The organism is Micromonospora sp. NBC_01740 (assembly GCF_035920365.1).
Lineage (GTDB): Bacteria > Actinomycetota > Actinomycetes > Mycobacteriales > Micromonosporaceae > Micromonospora > Micromonospora reichwaldensis.
This window is the reverse complement of the sequence record NZ_CP109150.1, coordinates 47,344-61,180: the sequence shown is the minus strand read 5'-3', so window position 1 is coordinate 61,180 and position 13,837 is coordinate 47,344. Positions and strand designations below refer to the sequence as shown.

General features: G+C 73.5%; 14 protein-coding genes. 10 read left to right on the top strand and 4 right to left on the bottom strand.

Annotation, left to right across the window (positions count from 1 at the left end; all coding sequences use genetic code 11):
- Nucleotides 1–51 precede the first annotated feature (51 nt).
- Complete coding sequence (locus tag OG989_RS00210) at nucleotides 52–990, bottom strand: poly(ethylene terephthalate) hydrolase family protein (RefSeq protein WP_442791899.1); 939 nt, start codon at nucleotides 988–990, stop codon at nucleotides 52–54.
- Between the two features lie 213 nt (nucleotides 991–1,203).
- On the opposite strand from OG989_RS00210, the gene OG989_RS00205 reads away from it, so the two are divergent.
- From OG989_RS00205 to OG989_RS00195, 3 genes are read left to right on the top strand one after another with little or no spacing between them, the layout of a single operon-like run.
- Complete coding sequence (locus tag OG989_RS00205) at nucleotides 1,204–2,667, top strand: amidase (RefSeq protein WP_327029359.1); 1,464 nt, start codon at nucleotides 1,204–1,206, stop codon at nucleotides 2,665–2,667.
- 49 nt (nucleotides 2,668–2,716) lie between these two features.
- Nucleotides 2,717–3,028: an aa3-type cytochrome oxidase subunit CtaJ gene (gene ctaJ, locus OG989_RS00200; protein WP_442791898.1), complete on the top strand. Its 312-nt coding sequence runs from the start codon at nucleotides 2,717–2,719 to the stop codon at nucleotides 3,026–3,028.
- Nucleotides 3,015–3,422 (top strand): DUF5130 family protein, encoded by a 408-nt coding sequence (locus OG989_RS00195; RefSeq protein ID WP_132239293.1) that lies wholly within the window; start codon nucleotides 3,015–3,017, stop codon nucleotides 3,420–3,422. The genes ctaJ and OG989_RS00195 overlap by 14 nt, the downstream gene beginning before the upstream one ends.
- 80 nt (nucleotides 3,423–3,502) lie before the next feature.
- On the opposite strand, the gene pepN is transcribed toward OG989_RS00195, so the two are convergent.
- Nucleotides 3,503–6,055, bottom strand: coding sequence for an aminopeptidase N (gene pepN / locus OG989_RS00190; protein ID WP_327029358.1), 2,553 nt, complete (start codon nucleotides 6,053–6,055; stop codon nucleotides 3,503–3,505).
- 213 nt (nucleotides 6,056–6,268) lie between these two features.
- Between pepN and OG989_RS00185 the strand changes: the two genes are divergently transcribed.
- From OG989_RS00185 to OG989_RS00170, 4 genes are all read left to right on the top strand, one after another.
- Nucleotides 6,269–6,892 carry a mycothiol-dependent nitroreductase Rv2466c family protein gene (locus OG989_RS00185; protein ID WP_151457358.1) on the top strand — a complete coding sequence of 208 codons (624 nt, stop codon included), beginning with the start codon at nucleotides 6,269–6,271 and terminating at the stop codon, nucleotides 6,890–6,892.
- A gap of 200 nt (nucleotides 6,893–7,092) precedes the next feature.
- Nucleotides 7,093–7,446: a hypothetical protein gene (locus tag OG989_RS00180; protein WP_151457186.1), complete on the top strand. Its 354-nt coding sequence runs from the start codon at nucleotides 7,093–7,095 to the stop codon at nucleotides 7,444–7,446.
- Nucleotides 7,447–7,538: 92 nt separating this feature from the next.
- A complete protein-coding gene (locus tag OG989_RS00175) occupies nucleotides 7,539–8,738 on the top strand; it encodes a DUF1015 family protein (RefSeq protein ID WP_151457187.1) in 1,200 nt (399 codons plus the stop codon).
- A 72-nt stretch (nucleotides 8,739–8,810) separates the two neighbouring features.
- On the top strand, nucleotides 8,811–9,278 hold the full coding sequence (locus tag OG989_RS00170; RefSeq protein ID WP_151457188.1) for a ribose-5-phosphate isomerase: 468 nt from the start codon (nucleotides 8,811–8,813) through the stop codon (nucleotides 9,276–9,278).
- 149 nt (nucleotides 9,279–9,427) lie between these two features.
- Here OG989_RS00170 and OG989_RS00165 read toward each other — a convergent pair whose 3' ends face one another.
- The gene (locus OG989_RS00165) at nucleotides 9,428–9,748 is read right to left on the bottom strand and encodes a hypothetical protein (RefSeq protein WP_327029357.1); all 321 of its coding nucleotides are present in this window, start codon (nucleotides 9,746–9,748) and stop codon (nucleotides 9,428–9,430) included.
- Between the two features lie 396 nt (nucleotides 9,749–10,144).
- Between OG989_RS00165 and OG989_RS00160 the strand changes: the two genes are divergently transcribed.
- Complete coding sequence (locus OG989_RS00160) at nucleotides 10,145–10,690, top strand: hypothetical protein (RefSeq protein WP_151457190.1); 546 nt, start codon at nucleotides 10,145–10,147, stop codon at nucleotides 10,688–10,690.
- A gap of 145 nt (nucleotides 10,691–10,835) precedes the next feature.
- Here OG989_RS00160 and OG989_RS00155 read toward each other — a convergent pair whose 3' ends face one another.
- Nucleotides 10,836–11,102: a hypothetical protein gene (locus OG989_RS00155; protein WP_151457191.1), complete on the bottom strand. Its 267-nt coding sequence runs from the start codon at nucleotides 11,100–11,102 to the stop codon at nucleotides 10,836–10,838.
- A 193-nt stretch (nucleotides 11,103–11,295) separates the two neighbouring features.
- Here OG989_RS00155 and OG989_RS00150 point away from each other — a divergent pair, with 193 nt between their 5' ends.
- Both OG989_RS00150 and OG989_RS00145 read left to right on the top strand, forming a co-directional pair.
- Nucleotides 11,296–12,093: a S1 family peptidase gene (locus OG989_RS00150; protein WP_327029356.1), complete on the top strand. Its 798-nt coding sequence runs from the start codon at nucleotides 11,296–11,298 to the stop codon at nucleotides 12,091–12,093.
- A gap of 561 nt (nucleotides 12,094–12,654) precedes the next feature.
- Nucleotides 12,655–13,476, top strand: a complete 822-nt coding sequence (locus OG989_RS00145; protein WP_192581577.1) for an FG-GAP-like repeat-containing protein — start codon at nucleotides 12,655–12,657, stop codon at nucleotides 13,474–13,476.
- Nucleotides 13,477–13,837 lie beyond the last annotated feature (361 nt).

Sequence of the window (13,837 nt, the reverse complement as noted above, 5' to 3'; positions counted from 1 at the left end):
CCGGAGCCGTCGCGGCCCCCAGTGCGCGCGACGGCTCCGGAGCATGGGGGTTCAGGAGTGCGGGCAGGTGTCCCGGTACTCCTCGATCGCCGAGCCCCGCGGGGCCGGGCAGAGGAACTGCTCGTAGCGGGTGTCGTCGTCGACGAACCGCTTGAGCCAGGAGATGCTGTACTTCGCCACCGTCACGTTCGCCGAGGTGGGCGCTGAGTGGCTCGCCGCGTTCAGCTCCAGGTACGCCTTGTCCAGAGTGGCCGGCAGGCTGGTGTAGAACGGCTCCGAGTGCGACGAGACCGGGGCCACGGTGTCGTTCTCGGCCCCGATGACCAGGGTCGGTACGCGCACCGACGACCAGCTCTTCTGGGAGTGCCAGCCGGTCAGCGGGATCGCCGCCTGCAACGCGGGCCGGGTGCTGGCCGCCGACAGGCTGCCTCCGCCGCCCATCGAGTGACCCATCACGGCGAGCCGGTTCCGGTCGATCCGGGTGCGGACGGTGCTGGTGTTGGTCAGGTAGTCCAGCGCGGCCAGCAACTGGGTGCCCCGGCTGGCCGGCTGGTCGTACACGGACCGGGTGTCGATGGTGATGACGACGAAGCCCTGCGAGGCCAGGCGGGGGCCGAGCCACGCGACCGAGGTCTGGCGCGCGGTGAAGCCGGGGGAGATGGCGACCGCGCCGAAGGTGCCCTCGGCGGTGCTCGTCGGGTAGTAGATCGTCCCGCCGCCGAAGCCGCTGACGCTGCTCGCGGCCACGGTGGTCTGCGCGGTGGCGAACGGGCCCCGGGTGGCCTCGATGCTGGCCACGGTGGGCGCGGGGCCGCGCTCGTAGGGGTTGGCGGCGAGCGGCGCGGCCGTGGGCAGGTCCCGGGCGCCGGCGGGTGCGGCGGGGGCGGCGGCCAGGCTCGCGCCGACCAGGGCGAGGGCCAGCAGCGGACGGGTGGCGCGCGAGGACCAGCGGCGGCGGGGGACCGGGTGCAGAGCGGGTAGAGGTTGCACGGCGACGCTCCCTGCGGGGGTGGGGGTCGGTGGCGGCGGTGCGGGGGGCCACCGGGTGGACGGTGATCGCCATCGATCGGGTCCATCCTGCGTGCCGGGTGCCGGTGGCCGGTCATCCCGATGTGGTCATGTCCGGGGGGATATGGCGCTCGTCGCACCGCCGGCCGGCCGTGTCGTACGGCACACCGGCGGCCGGGCGGGCAGGATGAGGGGATGGCCGAGCCGCACGACCTGACCGCGTTGGAGCAGGCCGCCGCGATCGCCGGCGGCGAGCTGTCCAGCGTCGAACTGGTCGAGCACCACCTGACCCGGGTCGACGCGCTCGGCGACACCGTCGGCGCGTTCGTCACGGTCACCGGCGAGCGGGCCCGCGCGGCGGCCCGCGCCGCCGACGCCGTACCCGCCGACGAGCGCGGCCCGTTGCACGGCGTGCCGACCGCGATCAAGGACCTGACCCTCACCGCCGGGGTGCGCACCACCTTCGGTTCGGCGGCGTTCGCCGACTTCGTGCCGCCCGTGGATGCCGACGTGGTCCGGTTCATGGCGGAGGCCGGGCTGGTGAGCCTGGGCAAGACCAGCACCTCCGAGCTGGGCTGTTCGCTCTACTCGGAGGGCCTGGTCGCGCCGCCGGCCCGTAATCCGTGGGACCTGGCGTACACCGCCGGCGGCTCCAGCGGAGGGGCGGCGGCGGCCGTCGCGGCCGGGCTGGTGCCGGTCGCCCAGGGCTCCGACGGCGGCGGCTCGCTGCGCATCCCGGCGTCGCTGTGCGGCCTGGTCGGCTACAAGCCGAGCCGGGGGCTGGTCTCCGGGGGGCCGGTCGGCTCCGGCGCCTTCGGCCTGCCCACCAACGGCCCGATCGGGCGTACGGTCGCCGACGTGGCGGCGCTGCTCGACGTGCTGGCCCGGCCGGTGCCCGGCGAGCCCTACCTGGCGCCCACCCCGCCCCCGGGCGGCTGGCTCGGCGCGGCCCGCGCGGCCGACCCGGGGCGGCTGCGCGTCGGGCGGTTCACCGCACCGATGCTCGCCGACGAGCCGGTGCACCCCGACTGCCTCGTCGCCGTGGACCGGGCGGCGGCGCTGCTCACCGCCGCCGGCCACGAGGTGGTCGACGTCCCCGCGCCCCTCGGGCCCGCCGTGTGGCCGCTGTTCGAGATCGTCTGGTACGTGCTGGCGCTCGCGCCCGTGCCGCGCGGGCGGGAGAGCGCGCTGCTGCCGCTGACCCGCCACCTGCGGGCCCGGGGCGCGGAGATCTCCGCCGGCACCCTCACCGCCACGCTCGGCGAACTCCAGGCGCAGGTACGCCTCGGCGTGCGCCGCACCGCCGGCTGCGACCTGCTGCTCTGCCCGACCCTCGCCGCGCCGCAGGCGCCGCTGGGCTGGTTCGCCGAGGGGGGCGACCCGGCCGAGGACTTCGACCGGCAACGCCGGTTCTCGCCGTACTGCGCCGTGTTCAACGTCACGGGTGATCCGTCCGTGTCCCTGCCGGTGGGCGTCACCGCCGAAGGGCTGCCCGTGGGGGTCCTGCTGACCGGCCGGTACGGCGACGACGCGAGGTTGATCGCCACGGCTGCGCAACTGGAGCACTCCAGTGGCGGATGGGATCGCCACCCCGCAATCTGGCGGGCCGTGGGCTCCGCTAACGTGAATGGCAGCGGTGTCGGGAGGTCGGCGCCATGATCGTCCACCCGACCCGGAATCTTAAGGTCTCTTCTTCCGCCTGGGGGCGTTGGGATTGTCTGTAACCGAGACGTTGCTGGTCTTCGTCGGCATCCCGGCGGCCGCGGTGCTGGTGATCGCCGGTCTGGCGTACGCCGGTAGTCGTGGCGGCGGCGGTGGCGGCGCCAAGCGCTACCGGCCGGGCCGGTCCTTCGACTTCACTCCGGTCTGGTTCCTGGGCCGGCCGGAGCAGCTGGCCGACTCGGCCGGCACCGCCCTGGCAGCGGGCGCGCAGGCGCCGGCGCTGACCAGCCGCAAGCAGGAGCAGGCCGGCATCGAGGCGCCGGCCGGTGGAACCGGAGGCGCAAGTGACCGTTGGTGAGAAGCAGGCCGGGACGGGGAATCCGCCCGAGGTGCTGGACGGGCCGTTCTCGACCCGCCAGCTGCTGCGCATCGACGAGGCCCTGCGCCTGGCGGACCAGGGCACCGGCCTGGTCTTCTCGGTCTTCGTCGGCGGCCTCGACGAGCCGATCCGGGAGCACGCGGAGCGGCTGCACCGCCAGCTCGCCGAGCCCGACCGGTCGGTCCTGATCGCGGTGTCGCCCAACCAGCGGCAGCTGGAGATCGTCACCGGCCGGCACGCCCGCAAGCGCATCCCCGACACCTACGCCCGGCTCGCCGCGCTGTCGATGGTGGCGGCGTTCGGCGGCGGCGACCTGGCCGGCGGCATCATCAACGGCCTCGACCAGCTCGCCAGCCACGCCGGCAAGGGCTGACCGACCCGGAGCCCCACCCGACGTCCAACGGTGAAGCCCGGTCCGCGGTGCGGACCGGGCTTCACCGTGTCGGGCGTACGTCAGGCGCTGCGCGCGTCCCGCTCGCGGGCCCGCAGGGCGCGGACGACGCCGTCGCGGCCCTCGCCCACCAGCCGGCGCAGCGGGGCCGAGTGGCCGTCGCCGGCCAGCCACGCGTCGGTGGCCGCCACGGTCTCGTCGTCCACCAGGTACGCCGGGTACGCCAGCTGCGCGAACTCCTGCGCCGGCTCGCTGTCCCGGCTGCCCCAGACCTGGTCCACCGTGGCGAAGTACGCGTCGCGGTAGGGCACCGTCAGCTCGACCTGCGCCGGGTGGATGAGACCCTGCAACAGCGCCCGGTTGCGCCAGTTCGGCAGCGACTCCGGGCCGGTCAGCTGAGCCCAGACGGCGGCCTTGTTCTCCGCCGTCGGCACCAGCGCGTGCGCGTACGCGGCCTCGCGCTCGCCACTGGCCGTGCGGTCCCCGGCCAGCTCGGCCTCGATCTCGGCGGGACCGGCCGCGCCGTTGGCGACCAGCGCGCCCAGCACGGCCCAGCGCAGCTCGGTGTCGATGGACAGGCCGGCCGGAACGTCGCTGCCGGCCAGCCAGCCCCGCAGGGTGGCCAGGTCCTCGGCCGAGCGGGCCGCCGTGGCGTACGCGCGGGCCCAGGTCAGCTGGAAGCCGCTGCCCGGTTCCGCCGCCGCCAGCGTGGTCCGCGCGGTGCGGGCCAGCTCCGCCCAGCCGGTCGGCGCCCAGGCCGGGTCGGCGTAGAACGTGAGCGCCGTCTTGGCCTGGCGCAGGGCGGCGTTGACCAGGTTGATGTCGGTCTCGGCGGGCAGCCCCGCCAGCACCAGCGCCACGTAGTCGCGGGCGGCCAGCTCGGCGTCGCGGGTCATGTCCCAGGCGGCGGTCCAGCACAGCGCGCGGGCCAGCGACGACTCGAAGCCGGCGATGTGCTGCACCACGGTGGCCATCGACCGCTCGTCGAGGCGCAGCTTGGTGTAGGTGAGGTCGTCGTCGTTGAGCAGCAGCACGTCGGCGGCGGGCACCCCGCGCAGCGCGGTCAGCTCGGTCCGCTCGCCGGCGACGTCGATCTCGTGGCGCTCGCGGCGGACCAGCCGGCCGTCGGTCAGGTCGTAGAGGCCCACCCCGATCCGGTGGGTACGCAGCGTCGGGTGCGCGGTGGGCGCCTCCTGGAGCACGACCACCTGCTCGTAGGTGCCGTCCGCGCCGATCGTCAGCTCGGGCCGCAGGGTGTTGACCTGCGCCGTCTCCAGCCACTGGGCGGCGAACTTGCGCAGCTCCCGGCCGGAGGCCGTCTCCAGCTCGGAGAGCAGGTCGTCGAAGGTGGCGTTGCCCCAGGCGTGCTTGGCGAAGTAGGCCCGCAGGCCGGCCAGGAACGGCTCCTCACCGACGTACGCGACGAGCTGCTTGAGCACGCTCGCGCCCTTGGCGTAGGTGATGCCGTCGAAGTTGACCTCGACCGCCTCCAGGTCCGGCATCTCGCAGTAGACCGGGTGGGTGGAGGAGAGCTGGTCCTGCCGGTAGCCCCAGTTCTTGCGGATGGACAGGAACGTCGTCCAGGCCTCGGTGAAGCGGGTGGCGTGGGTGTTGCACCAGTGGCTGGCCCACTCGGCGAACGACTCGTTGAGCCACAGGTCGTTCCACCAGCGCATGGTGACCAGGTCACCGAACCACATGTGCGCCAGCTCGTGCAGGATCGTGTTGGCCCGCTGCTCGTACTCGTAGTCGGTCACCTGCGAGCGGAAGAGGTAGTGCGACTCGGCGTGCGTGACACAGCCGAAGTTCTCCATGGCACCGGCGTTGAAGTCGGGCACCCACAGCTGGTCGTACTTGGGCAGCGGGTAGCGCACGCCGAACTGCTCGTGGAAGAAGTCGAAGCCCTGCTTGGTGACCAGGAAGAGGTCGTCCGAGTCGAGGTGCGGCGCCATGGAGGCCCGGCAGAACGCGCCCAGGTCGATGCCGTCGTGGCTGTCCCGCACCTCGTGGTACGGCCCGGCACAGAGGGCGGTGATGTAGGTGCTCATCCGCACCGAGGTGGTGAGGTGGACCGTCTTCAGCCCTTCGCCCGCCGCCTCCTCCCGCTCCACCGGCATGTTCGAGACCACCTTCCAGTGGTCCGGGACGGTGGCGTGCCAGGTGTAGACGCTCTTCAGGTCGGGCTGGTCGAAGCAGGCGTAGACCCGCTGGGCGTCGGCCGTCTCGAACTGGCTGTAGAGGTAGGTCTCGCCGTCGACCGGATCGACGGTGCGGTGCAGGCCCTGCCCGCTGTTCGAGTACGCGAAGTCCGCCTCGACGACGAGCGTGTTCTCGCTGTCCAGTCCCGACAGGGTCAGGCCCTTTTCGGCCGACCAGTCGCCCAGGTCCACCGGGGTCCCGTTCAGCGTCGCGGACCGCACCGAGTCGGCGGCCAGCTCGATGAAGGTGCTCGCGCCGGGTTCCGTGCACCGGAACCGCACCTCGGTCCTCGAACGGAAGGTGCGAGCCTCGGCCGCCGCCCGTACGGCGGACGAGAGGTCCAGACTGATGTCGTATCCGGTCACGTCGAGCAGGCGGGCCCGCTCGGTGGCCTCGACCTGCGTCAGGTTGCGCACTCCCGGCACTTTTCGTCTCCATCCCGTTTCGCCGCACGCCTTGGTGGCGCCGTCATCGACCGCTCGTGACGGCCGGATTCGAGTCTTCCATGCACGAACACCCTGTGGTGGGCGAGGTCACGCTCTCATTCCGCTGTGGGTCGACACCCGCTGGGGTGAAGATCGCAGGAGGCGCCGGGAGGCCGGCGCACACCCGTCGTGAAGGGACCAGCCGTGAGTGAGCGTGCCGCCGTAGACATGTTCTTCGACCCCCTCTGCCCGTGGGCGTGGATCACCTCCCGTTGGCTGCTGGAGGTGGAGCAGGTCCGGGACGTGGACGTCCGGTTCCGTGTGATGAGCCTCTCGGTGCTCAACGAGGGCCGGGAGCTGCCGGAGCAGTACCAGGAGCTGATGCGGACCGGCTGGGGCCCGGTGCGGGTCTGCATCGCGGTGGAGCAGCGGTACGGCCAGGACGCCGTCCGGAAGCTCTACACCGCGCTGGGCACCCGGATCCACCTCGGGCAGGAGAAGCTCACTCGTGAGCTGTTCGTCGCCGCGCTGACCGACGTCGGGCTCGACCCGGAGCTGGCCGACGTGGCCGAGGGCACCGCCCACGACGAGGCGCTGCGGGCCAGCCACGAGGCCGGCATGCGTCCGGTCGGCACCGACGTCGGCACCCCGGTGATCCACGCGCCCGGCCCGGACGGCGGCCCGGTCGCCTTCTTCGGCCCGGTGGTCACCCCGGCGCCGAAGGGGGAGGCCGCCGGCCGGCTCTGGGACGGCGTCCTGCTGGTCGCCGGCACCCCCGGCTTCTACGAGCTGAAGCGCTCCCGAGACCAGGACCCCATCTTCGACTGAACCGCTCCTTCGTTCGGCCCCACCGTGGGCAGCTCCCGGACCAACCAGGGGGTTCGCGTCGTGAACCCCCTGGTCGGCGGCGGTGGCGCGGGGCCCGGGGGAGGGCGGGGGCGTCACCGGGGTGGCGGCGGGATCGTTGGCCCGGGTGTCCGCCGCAGCGACCCGCAGGGCCGCACCCGCAGCTCGTGGAGGCAGTTCCGATGGCCAAGCACCGTGTGCCCGGTGACGACCCGTCGACCCGGGAGGGGGTGACCGAGCGCCCGGACGCGGCGTACTGGTCGGTCGACGACTCCCGCTGGCCGGCGGTCCGTCCCGACCTTCCCGCCCACATGGTGGACCTGCTCGCCCCGCCGATCGTGGTCGGCGTCGCCCGCGTGCCGGCCACCTCCCGGCTCACCCCGCCGGCCGAGCACCGGCTGGTACCGGCTGTGCCGGGCGGGACCCGGCGGATCGTGCCCGCCGGACCGGGCGTGCCGGGCCGGCGACCGGCGGGCGGCCCCACGCCGGGCGGCCGGCACCGCAGGACTGCGGGACAGTCCGACCGTACCGCCTGAATCCGGCGCCCGCCCCGGTAGCTCTTTCATCTGGTGGACCCCGCGCGGGTCCCGCGCCGGCGGGACTCGCGTCGCCGGTAGCGTCTCCGCACATGACGGTCGTGCATCCGATCACCCGGGCCTGGATCACCACTGGCGGCACCGGCGCGCAGAACTACGACGAGTTCGCCGACGACGCGGAGATCACCGCGATCATCGAGGCGAACCCGCACAGTGCCCTCGGCATCGAGATGCCGCACCGGGCTCCGGAGAGCCTGGGCAGGTCCTTCCTCGACGCCCTGCCGGACGCGGTGACCCGGCTCGCCGAGGCCAAGGCCGACGGCAGCTACACGCCGGCGGAGCAGGTCGTGGTCCTCTACCGGATCAGCGCGCCGGGGGAGGAGAACGCGTACGGGCTCTTCGCCATGGTGGACACCGACCAGATCTCCACCCGGGCCGACGAGCCCGGCCTGGTCATCCGCAACGAGGACGTCTTCATCGCGAAGGTGCGGGAACGGGTGGCGCTCGCCGAGGCCCTGGGGCACCTGCTGTCGCCCGTACTCCTGCTCCAGACCGGGCGCGGCGACGAGCTGCACGCCGCCCTCGCGGCGGCGACCGACGCGGCCGGCGCGCCGGCGGCGACCGACACCGACCAGGCCGGGCGCACCCACGCCATCTGGCTGCTCGGGCCGGGCCCGCGCCAGGACGAGCTGACCGCCCTGGCGGGCGGCGGGGAGCTGGTCGTGGCCGACGGCAACCACCGCAGCCTGGCCGCGCAGACCGGCGGGCTGCCGCGCTTCCTGTCGGTCATCACGACCCCGGCGTCGGTGGCGATCCAGCCCTACAACCGGCTGGTCAGCGAGCTGACCACCACCGCCGACGACCTGCTCGGCCGGCTCCGCGCCGCCGGCGCGGAGATCAGCCCGATCGACGGCCCGGTCGAGGTCCCGGCGGCCGGCGGCACCGTGCACCTCCGCCTCGCCGGCCAGGGGTACGCGGTCACCCTGCCGCACGTCGGCGACAACCGGCTGGAGAACCTGGACCACGCCCTGGTCGAGCGGCTGCTGCTGCGCGACGCGCTCGGGCTCGACCCGGGCGACAAGCGGATCACCTACGTCGGCGGCGACTACCCGGCGAGCTGGCTGACCGGCGAGGTCGACGCGGGCCGGGCCGAGCTGGCGGTGCTGGTCGCCCCGGTGACGGTGGACGACTTCGTCGCGGTCAACCTGGCGCGGGAGAAGATGCCGCGCAAGAGCACCTGGTTCACCCCGAAGGCCCGCGGCGGCCTGGTGGTCGCCGAGCTGTCCCGCTGACCTTGTGACGAATCCGCCTCCGGGACGCCGCCCGCGCGTCGTCCCGGAGGCGCGCCTGACAGACTGCGCGGTATGCGCGTCTACCTGGGATCCGACCACGCCGGTTTCGAGTTGAAGGTGCACCTGGTCAACCACCTGACCAAGGAGGGGCACGACGTGGTCGACGTCGGCCCGCACGCCTTCGACCCGGACGACGACTACCCGGCCTTCTGCCTGCACACCGGTGACCGGGTGGTGGCTGACGAGGGCAGCCTCGGGGTGGTCATCGGCGGCTCGGGCAACGGCGAGCAGATCGCCGCGAACAAGGTGGCCGGCGTCCGGGCGGCCCTCGCCTGGAGCATCGACACCGCCCAGCTGGCCCGCGAGCACAACGACGCGAACATCGTCGCGGTCGGCGCCCGCCAGCACACGCTGGACGAGGCCACCGCCATCGTCGAGGCGTTCCTGACGACCCCGTTCTCGGGCAACGAGCGGCACGCCCGCCGGATCGCCCAGGTGGCCGACTACGAGAGCACCCGCCAGCTCCCCACGCTGCCCTGACCGCCTGACCGCCTGACCGCCTGACCGCCTGACCGCCTGACCGCCTGACCGCCTGACCGCTCGGCCGGGCGGGTCCGAGGGTGGTGGGATCGCCGTAGCTTCCGGACGGGCTGTGCCCCCTGTGGGGCGGTTCCCGCCAGGACCGGGGGTCAGCGGCGGGGGAGGTCCTCGCGGGGCGTCCAGTTGCGGCGGATGATCACCACGCGCTCCTCGGCCGCGGCCAGGTCCTCGTCCGTGGGGCGGGAGGCGTCGCGGGCCCGCATCGCGGCGGTCACGCTCACCTGGGACGAGCCGGGGCCGACGAGACCACGCAGGCCGCGGTCGCCCTCGTCACCCGGGCCGCCCCGGCGGGCACGCGGCGGCTCGGGGCCGTCGTGCACCCCGGCGGTCGTCGCGTCGGGGCCCCCGGTCGCGCCCGCGTCGCCGCTCGGGTGCCGTATCCGGCGCCGGCGTCGCTCCGTGTCACCCATCAGCCGACCGTACCGCCCCGGCCCGATCGGCGCTGGCTCGCGCGTCCGGCGCTGGCTCGCGCGTCCGGCGCTGGCTCGCGCGTCCGGCGTCGGCTTGCGGGTCCGGCGCTGGCTCGCGCGTCCGGCGCTGGCTCGCGGGTTCGGCGTCGGCTTGCGGGTTCGGTGTCGGCTTGCGGGTCCCGCGTCGGCTCGCGCGTCCGGCGCGTGGCGCGCGGAGTGGCCGGTGACCTCGGTCACGACGCCCCGGTCGTCGGCGCACGCGGGGTCGGCCGGCCCTGCCGTGGCCAGCGGATCGGGGCCCGTGCCCGGGTGCGGCCTCGGCGACCGGTTTGCGGGCTGGCTACCCTCGGAACGGACGGCGGCCGGTGGTTGCCGTCGGTCCAGGGGAGGGACGAGATGGTCGACCAGACGCAGCCGTGGGCCGAGCGGACCGTCGAGGTGCCGCCGCAGCCCGGTGCCGGGGTGCCGCCGCAGCGCGACGCGTACCAGCGGGGGGTGGCCTCGGTCGGGCAGTCCCGTACGACGCGCACCGAGCCGTTCCCCGTCGTCGAGCACGAGCCGACGGGCACCGGGTGGCCGGACGCGCCGGCCCCGCGCCGGCCGCTGAGCTGGCATGTCGAGCAGTTGAAGCGCGGCGGCGAGTGGAGTGCGGCCGGCGCGCTCTTCGCCTTCGTCTGTTGGGGGATCTGGGCGATCTCGGGCGGCGGGAACCTGGGCGGCCCGTTCCTGATCTTCCTGCTGAGCCTGCTGGTGGCCGTCGGCCTCTTCGCGTTGGCCCGGCTGCTCGGCCGGGTGGTGCTGGAGCGGCAGCTGGGCCGGGTGCGGCGCAGCGCGCGCGGGGCGCACCTGGTGACGGCGGTCTTCCTGGCCGGTCTCGGGATCGCCTACCTCCAGCAGACCGAGTGGGTCGTGTCGGCCTGGAACTGGATCAGCAACAACTGACCGTACGCCCGGGCGGGCCGGCCTGCGCCGCCCGCCCGCGCGCCCGGTCGCGGCGTCTCGCGACCTCCGGTCGTTCCACCAGGTCGCCGGCTGCTTACCCGGCCGGCCGCGGTTCATCCGCGCCCGGCCGGAGCTGATCCGCAGCTCAGTGCTTCCCGCCGTGGCCCTCCGCGTCGGCCTTCGGGGAGGCCACCCGGGCCGCCGGGTCCTCGACGCCGGGCTCCCCGCCGTCCGGCGCCACCATTCCGTCGTAGTTGTAGACCGTGCCGTCCTCGCCGTGCTGCTTCGTGGTCCGGATGTAGCGGTGCATCATGCCGTCGATCTCCACCTCGAGCAGGGCGTCGCCGCCCGTGTCGATGGTGCTGCCGTCCCGGGGTCCGCCAACGAGGTGTGCCTTCTTGTTCGTGTCCATGTCCAGGCCGTACCCGGGCGGTCCCGGCGCAAAACGGGCGATGCGCGTCCGGCGCGCCGAATCCTGGTCGGCTGCGGTATGACCGACGCGGGATGTGTCGGGGCATTGCTATTCATCGATAGATATCCATAGGCTCCCGCCATCGGTTTCCGGCGCGCCGCCTCGGCCCGCCGCGAGGGTTCGGGAGGCTCCCATGGTCCGTTGGCGCACACTCGTCGGCCGGTTGGCCGCCGCGTTGGTGGCGGTCACCGCCGGCTCGTTCGTCCTGGCCGTTCCGGCCTCCGCCAAGCCCGGGCCCGAGGTGACCCCGTACGTCGTGGGCGGGACGCTGGCCGCGCAGGGCGAGTTCCCCTTCATGGTCCGGCTCTCCATGGGCTGCGGCGGTTCCCTCTACAGCCCGCGCCTGGTGCTGACGGCCGCACACTGCGTCGGCGGGACCGGTACGAACACCAGCATCACCGCCACCCTCGGCGTCGTGGACCTCCAGTCGTCGAGCCGGATCCAGGTGCGCTCGAACTACGTCTACCGGGCGCCCGGCTACAACGGCAACGGCAAGGACTGGGCGCTGATCCGGCTGGCCACGCCGGTCACCACGCTCCCGACGCTGAAGATCGCCACCAGCACCGCGTACGACAACGGCACCTTCACGGTCGCCGGCTGGGGCGCCACCCGCGAGAACGGCGCGCAGCAGCGCTACCTGCGCAAGGCCAGCGTGCCGTTCGTCAGCGACGCGACCTGCAACTCCTACTACGGCGGCCAGATCATCGCGAACGAGGAGATCTGCGCCGGCTACGCCAGCGGTGGCATCGACACCTGCCAGGGGGACTCGGGCGGCCCGATGTTCCGGCGCGACGCGAGCAACGCCTGGATCCAGGTCGGCATCGTGAGCTGGGGCAACGGCTGCGCCCGGCCCTCCTACCCCGGCGTCTACACGCAGGTGAGCACCTTCGCCCCGGCGATCGCCTCGGCGGCGGCGAGCCTCGGCGGCTGACCCGGAACCAACCCTGGGGGCCCGGCCGGCTCGTCCGGCCGGGCCCTCGTGCGCGTGCTCCGGCTGGCCTCTGCCCGTGCGCCCGCCCTCGCGCGACGGCTGGCCTCTGCCCGTGCGCCCGCCCTCGTGCGCGTGCTCCGGCTGGCCTCTGCCCGTGCGCCAGCCCCGCGCGACGGCTGGCCCCTACCCGGGCGGCCCGCCCCGGCGACGGTCGGCCCGCGGCGGGCCGCTCGGGCCGCGGCTTCGACTTCAAGTGACAGAAGACCGAGGTGGCAGAAAGTCGCCTACGCCCCTTTTTCGATCGGTCCCCTAATGCCCGTGGCCGGCGATGGGGGCATGGATCAGCGCCGATAGGCGTAGGTGGCTTTGTCGCCTGTCGATCTCGCCTGTCGAGCACCTTCTTGCGGGTGGTGAGGGGTGCGGGTAGGGGTTACCACCCCCAGCCCCTGTTCGTAATGATCGGACTGTCGTATTTCGGGGTGTACGGGGAGGTAGTTCGTGGCACGCATGGGCGGGAATGGTCACTGCCGTTCGTTCAACGGGAACGGGAGGATGGACATCATGGCCCGTGACGACGACACGGGTGAACTGCTGGTCTTCCCGCACAGCGGCAGCTTCCGTGGTGGCGACACATACGACGAGCCCGTGCTGATCAGCACCGACTTCCATCCGTATCGCAACTACGGGATGGTCCGTCCCATCGACGTCAACGGCAACGGCTACGCCGACGTCATCGGCGTGAGCATGCGACACATGAACGAGACGCACGGGATCTTCCTCTATCCGAACAGGGGTGGGCTGAACGGTCTCGACACCCTCGGCGATCCGATCCGCATCTCCGGCGCCCGGGACGACAAGAAGTGGGAGACGCTCGGCATCGCCGACGTGGACCTGGACGGCTGTGACGACATGTTCGGCCGCGAGCAGGACGCGGGCCACGTCGACGCGTTCTTCAACAAGCGCCAGGTCACGCAGAACGAGACGTACGACCGCACCGCGCACCGCCTGGTGACGATCGACGTCGAGGACTTCCCGCTGGCGATGGCCGACTTCACCGGCACCGGCCGGCCCGACCTGCTGGTCCGCCGCGCCAACGGCGACCTCGACCTGTACGAGTTCGCGCACGACACCTCCGGCGAGGGCCCGTGGTGGCGCGGCGAGGGCCAGTGGTTCACGCTCGGCAAGGGCTGGCAGGAGTTCGCGCACATCACGGTGACCGACATCGACCTCGACGGCCGGCCGGACCTGCTGGCCGTACGCGCCGACGGCACGCTCGTCGTGCACCTGCACAACGGCAAGTTCGACGCGGAGCGGCCCTCGGCCACGTTCTCCGCGCCCGAGGTGCTCGCGACGGGTTGGCAGAAGTACTCGGTGGTGAGCTGACGTAGGCCGCCGGCTGGAGGCCGGCCGCCCGCTGAGGGCCGGCCGGCTCGGTGACGCCAGCTTCTGTCCGGCAGAGGCAATCTCGGTGTTCGACGCGCGGGCCGGTGCACAGACCGTCTCGACGAGGTGACGGCGGCCGGGTCCCGCGCCCGGCTCCCGGCCACGCGGCGACACCACCGGTCCGGCCCGGCGACATCCCGCACCCGCGAACGACCGGCTGAAGCACCGGTGACCCCAGGACATCTCGAAACGGCTGCCGCGCCTTCGCGTGGGGAGCGCCCGACCGCCCCGCCGCTCGCGTGCGAGCGCCCCGGCCGCCGCGCTTTCGTGTGGGGAGCGTCCCGACGGTCCCGCCGCTCGC

Bases quoted from the DNA above. Each gene is read 5' to 3' on its own strand.
- OG989_RS00205 (WP_327029359.1), top strand. From the start codon at position 1,204: ATGGCCGAGCCGCACGACCTGACCGCGTTGGAGCAGGCCGCCGCGATC.
- OG989_RS00180 (WP_151457186.1), top strand. From the start codon at position 7,093: ATGGCCAAGCACCGTGTGCCCGGTGACGACCCGTCGACCCGGGAGGGG.
- OG989_RS00175 (WP_151457187.1), top strand. From the start codon at position 7,539: ATGACGGTCGTGCATCCGATCACCCGGGCCTGGATCACCACTGGCGGC.
- OG989_RS00170 (WP_151457188.1), top strand. From the start codon at position 8,811: ATGCGCGTCTACCTGGGATCCGACCACGCCGGTTTCGAGTTGAAGGTG.
- OG989_RS00165 (WP_327029357.1), bottom strand. From the start codon at position 9,748: ATGGGTGACACGGAGCGACGCCGGCGCCGGATACGGCACCCGAGCGGC.
- OG989_RS00160 (WP_151457190.1), top strand. From the start codon at position 10,145: ATGGTCGACCAGACGCAGCCGTGGGCCGAGCGGACCGTCGAGGTGCCG.
- OG989_RS00155 (WP_151457191.1), bottom strand. From the start codon at position 11,102: ATGGACACGAACAAGAAGGCACACCTCGTTGGCGGACCCCGGGACGGC.
- OG989_RS00150 (WP_327029356.1), top strand. From the start codon at position 11,296: ATGGTCCGTTGGCGCACACTCGTCGGCCGGTTGGCCGCCGCGTTGGTG.
- OG989_RS00145 (WP_192581577.1), top strand. From the start codon at position 12,655: ATGGCCCGTGACGACGACACGGGTGAACTGCTGGTCTTCCCGCACAGC.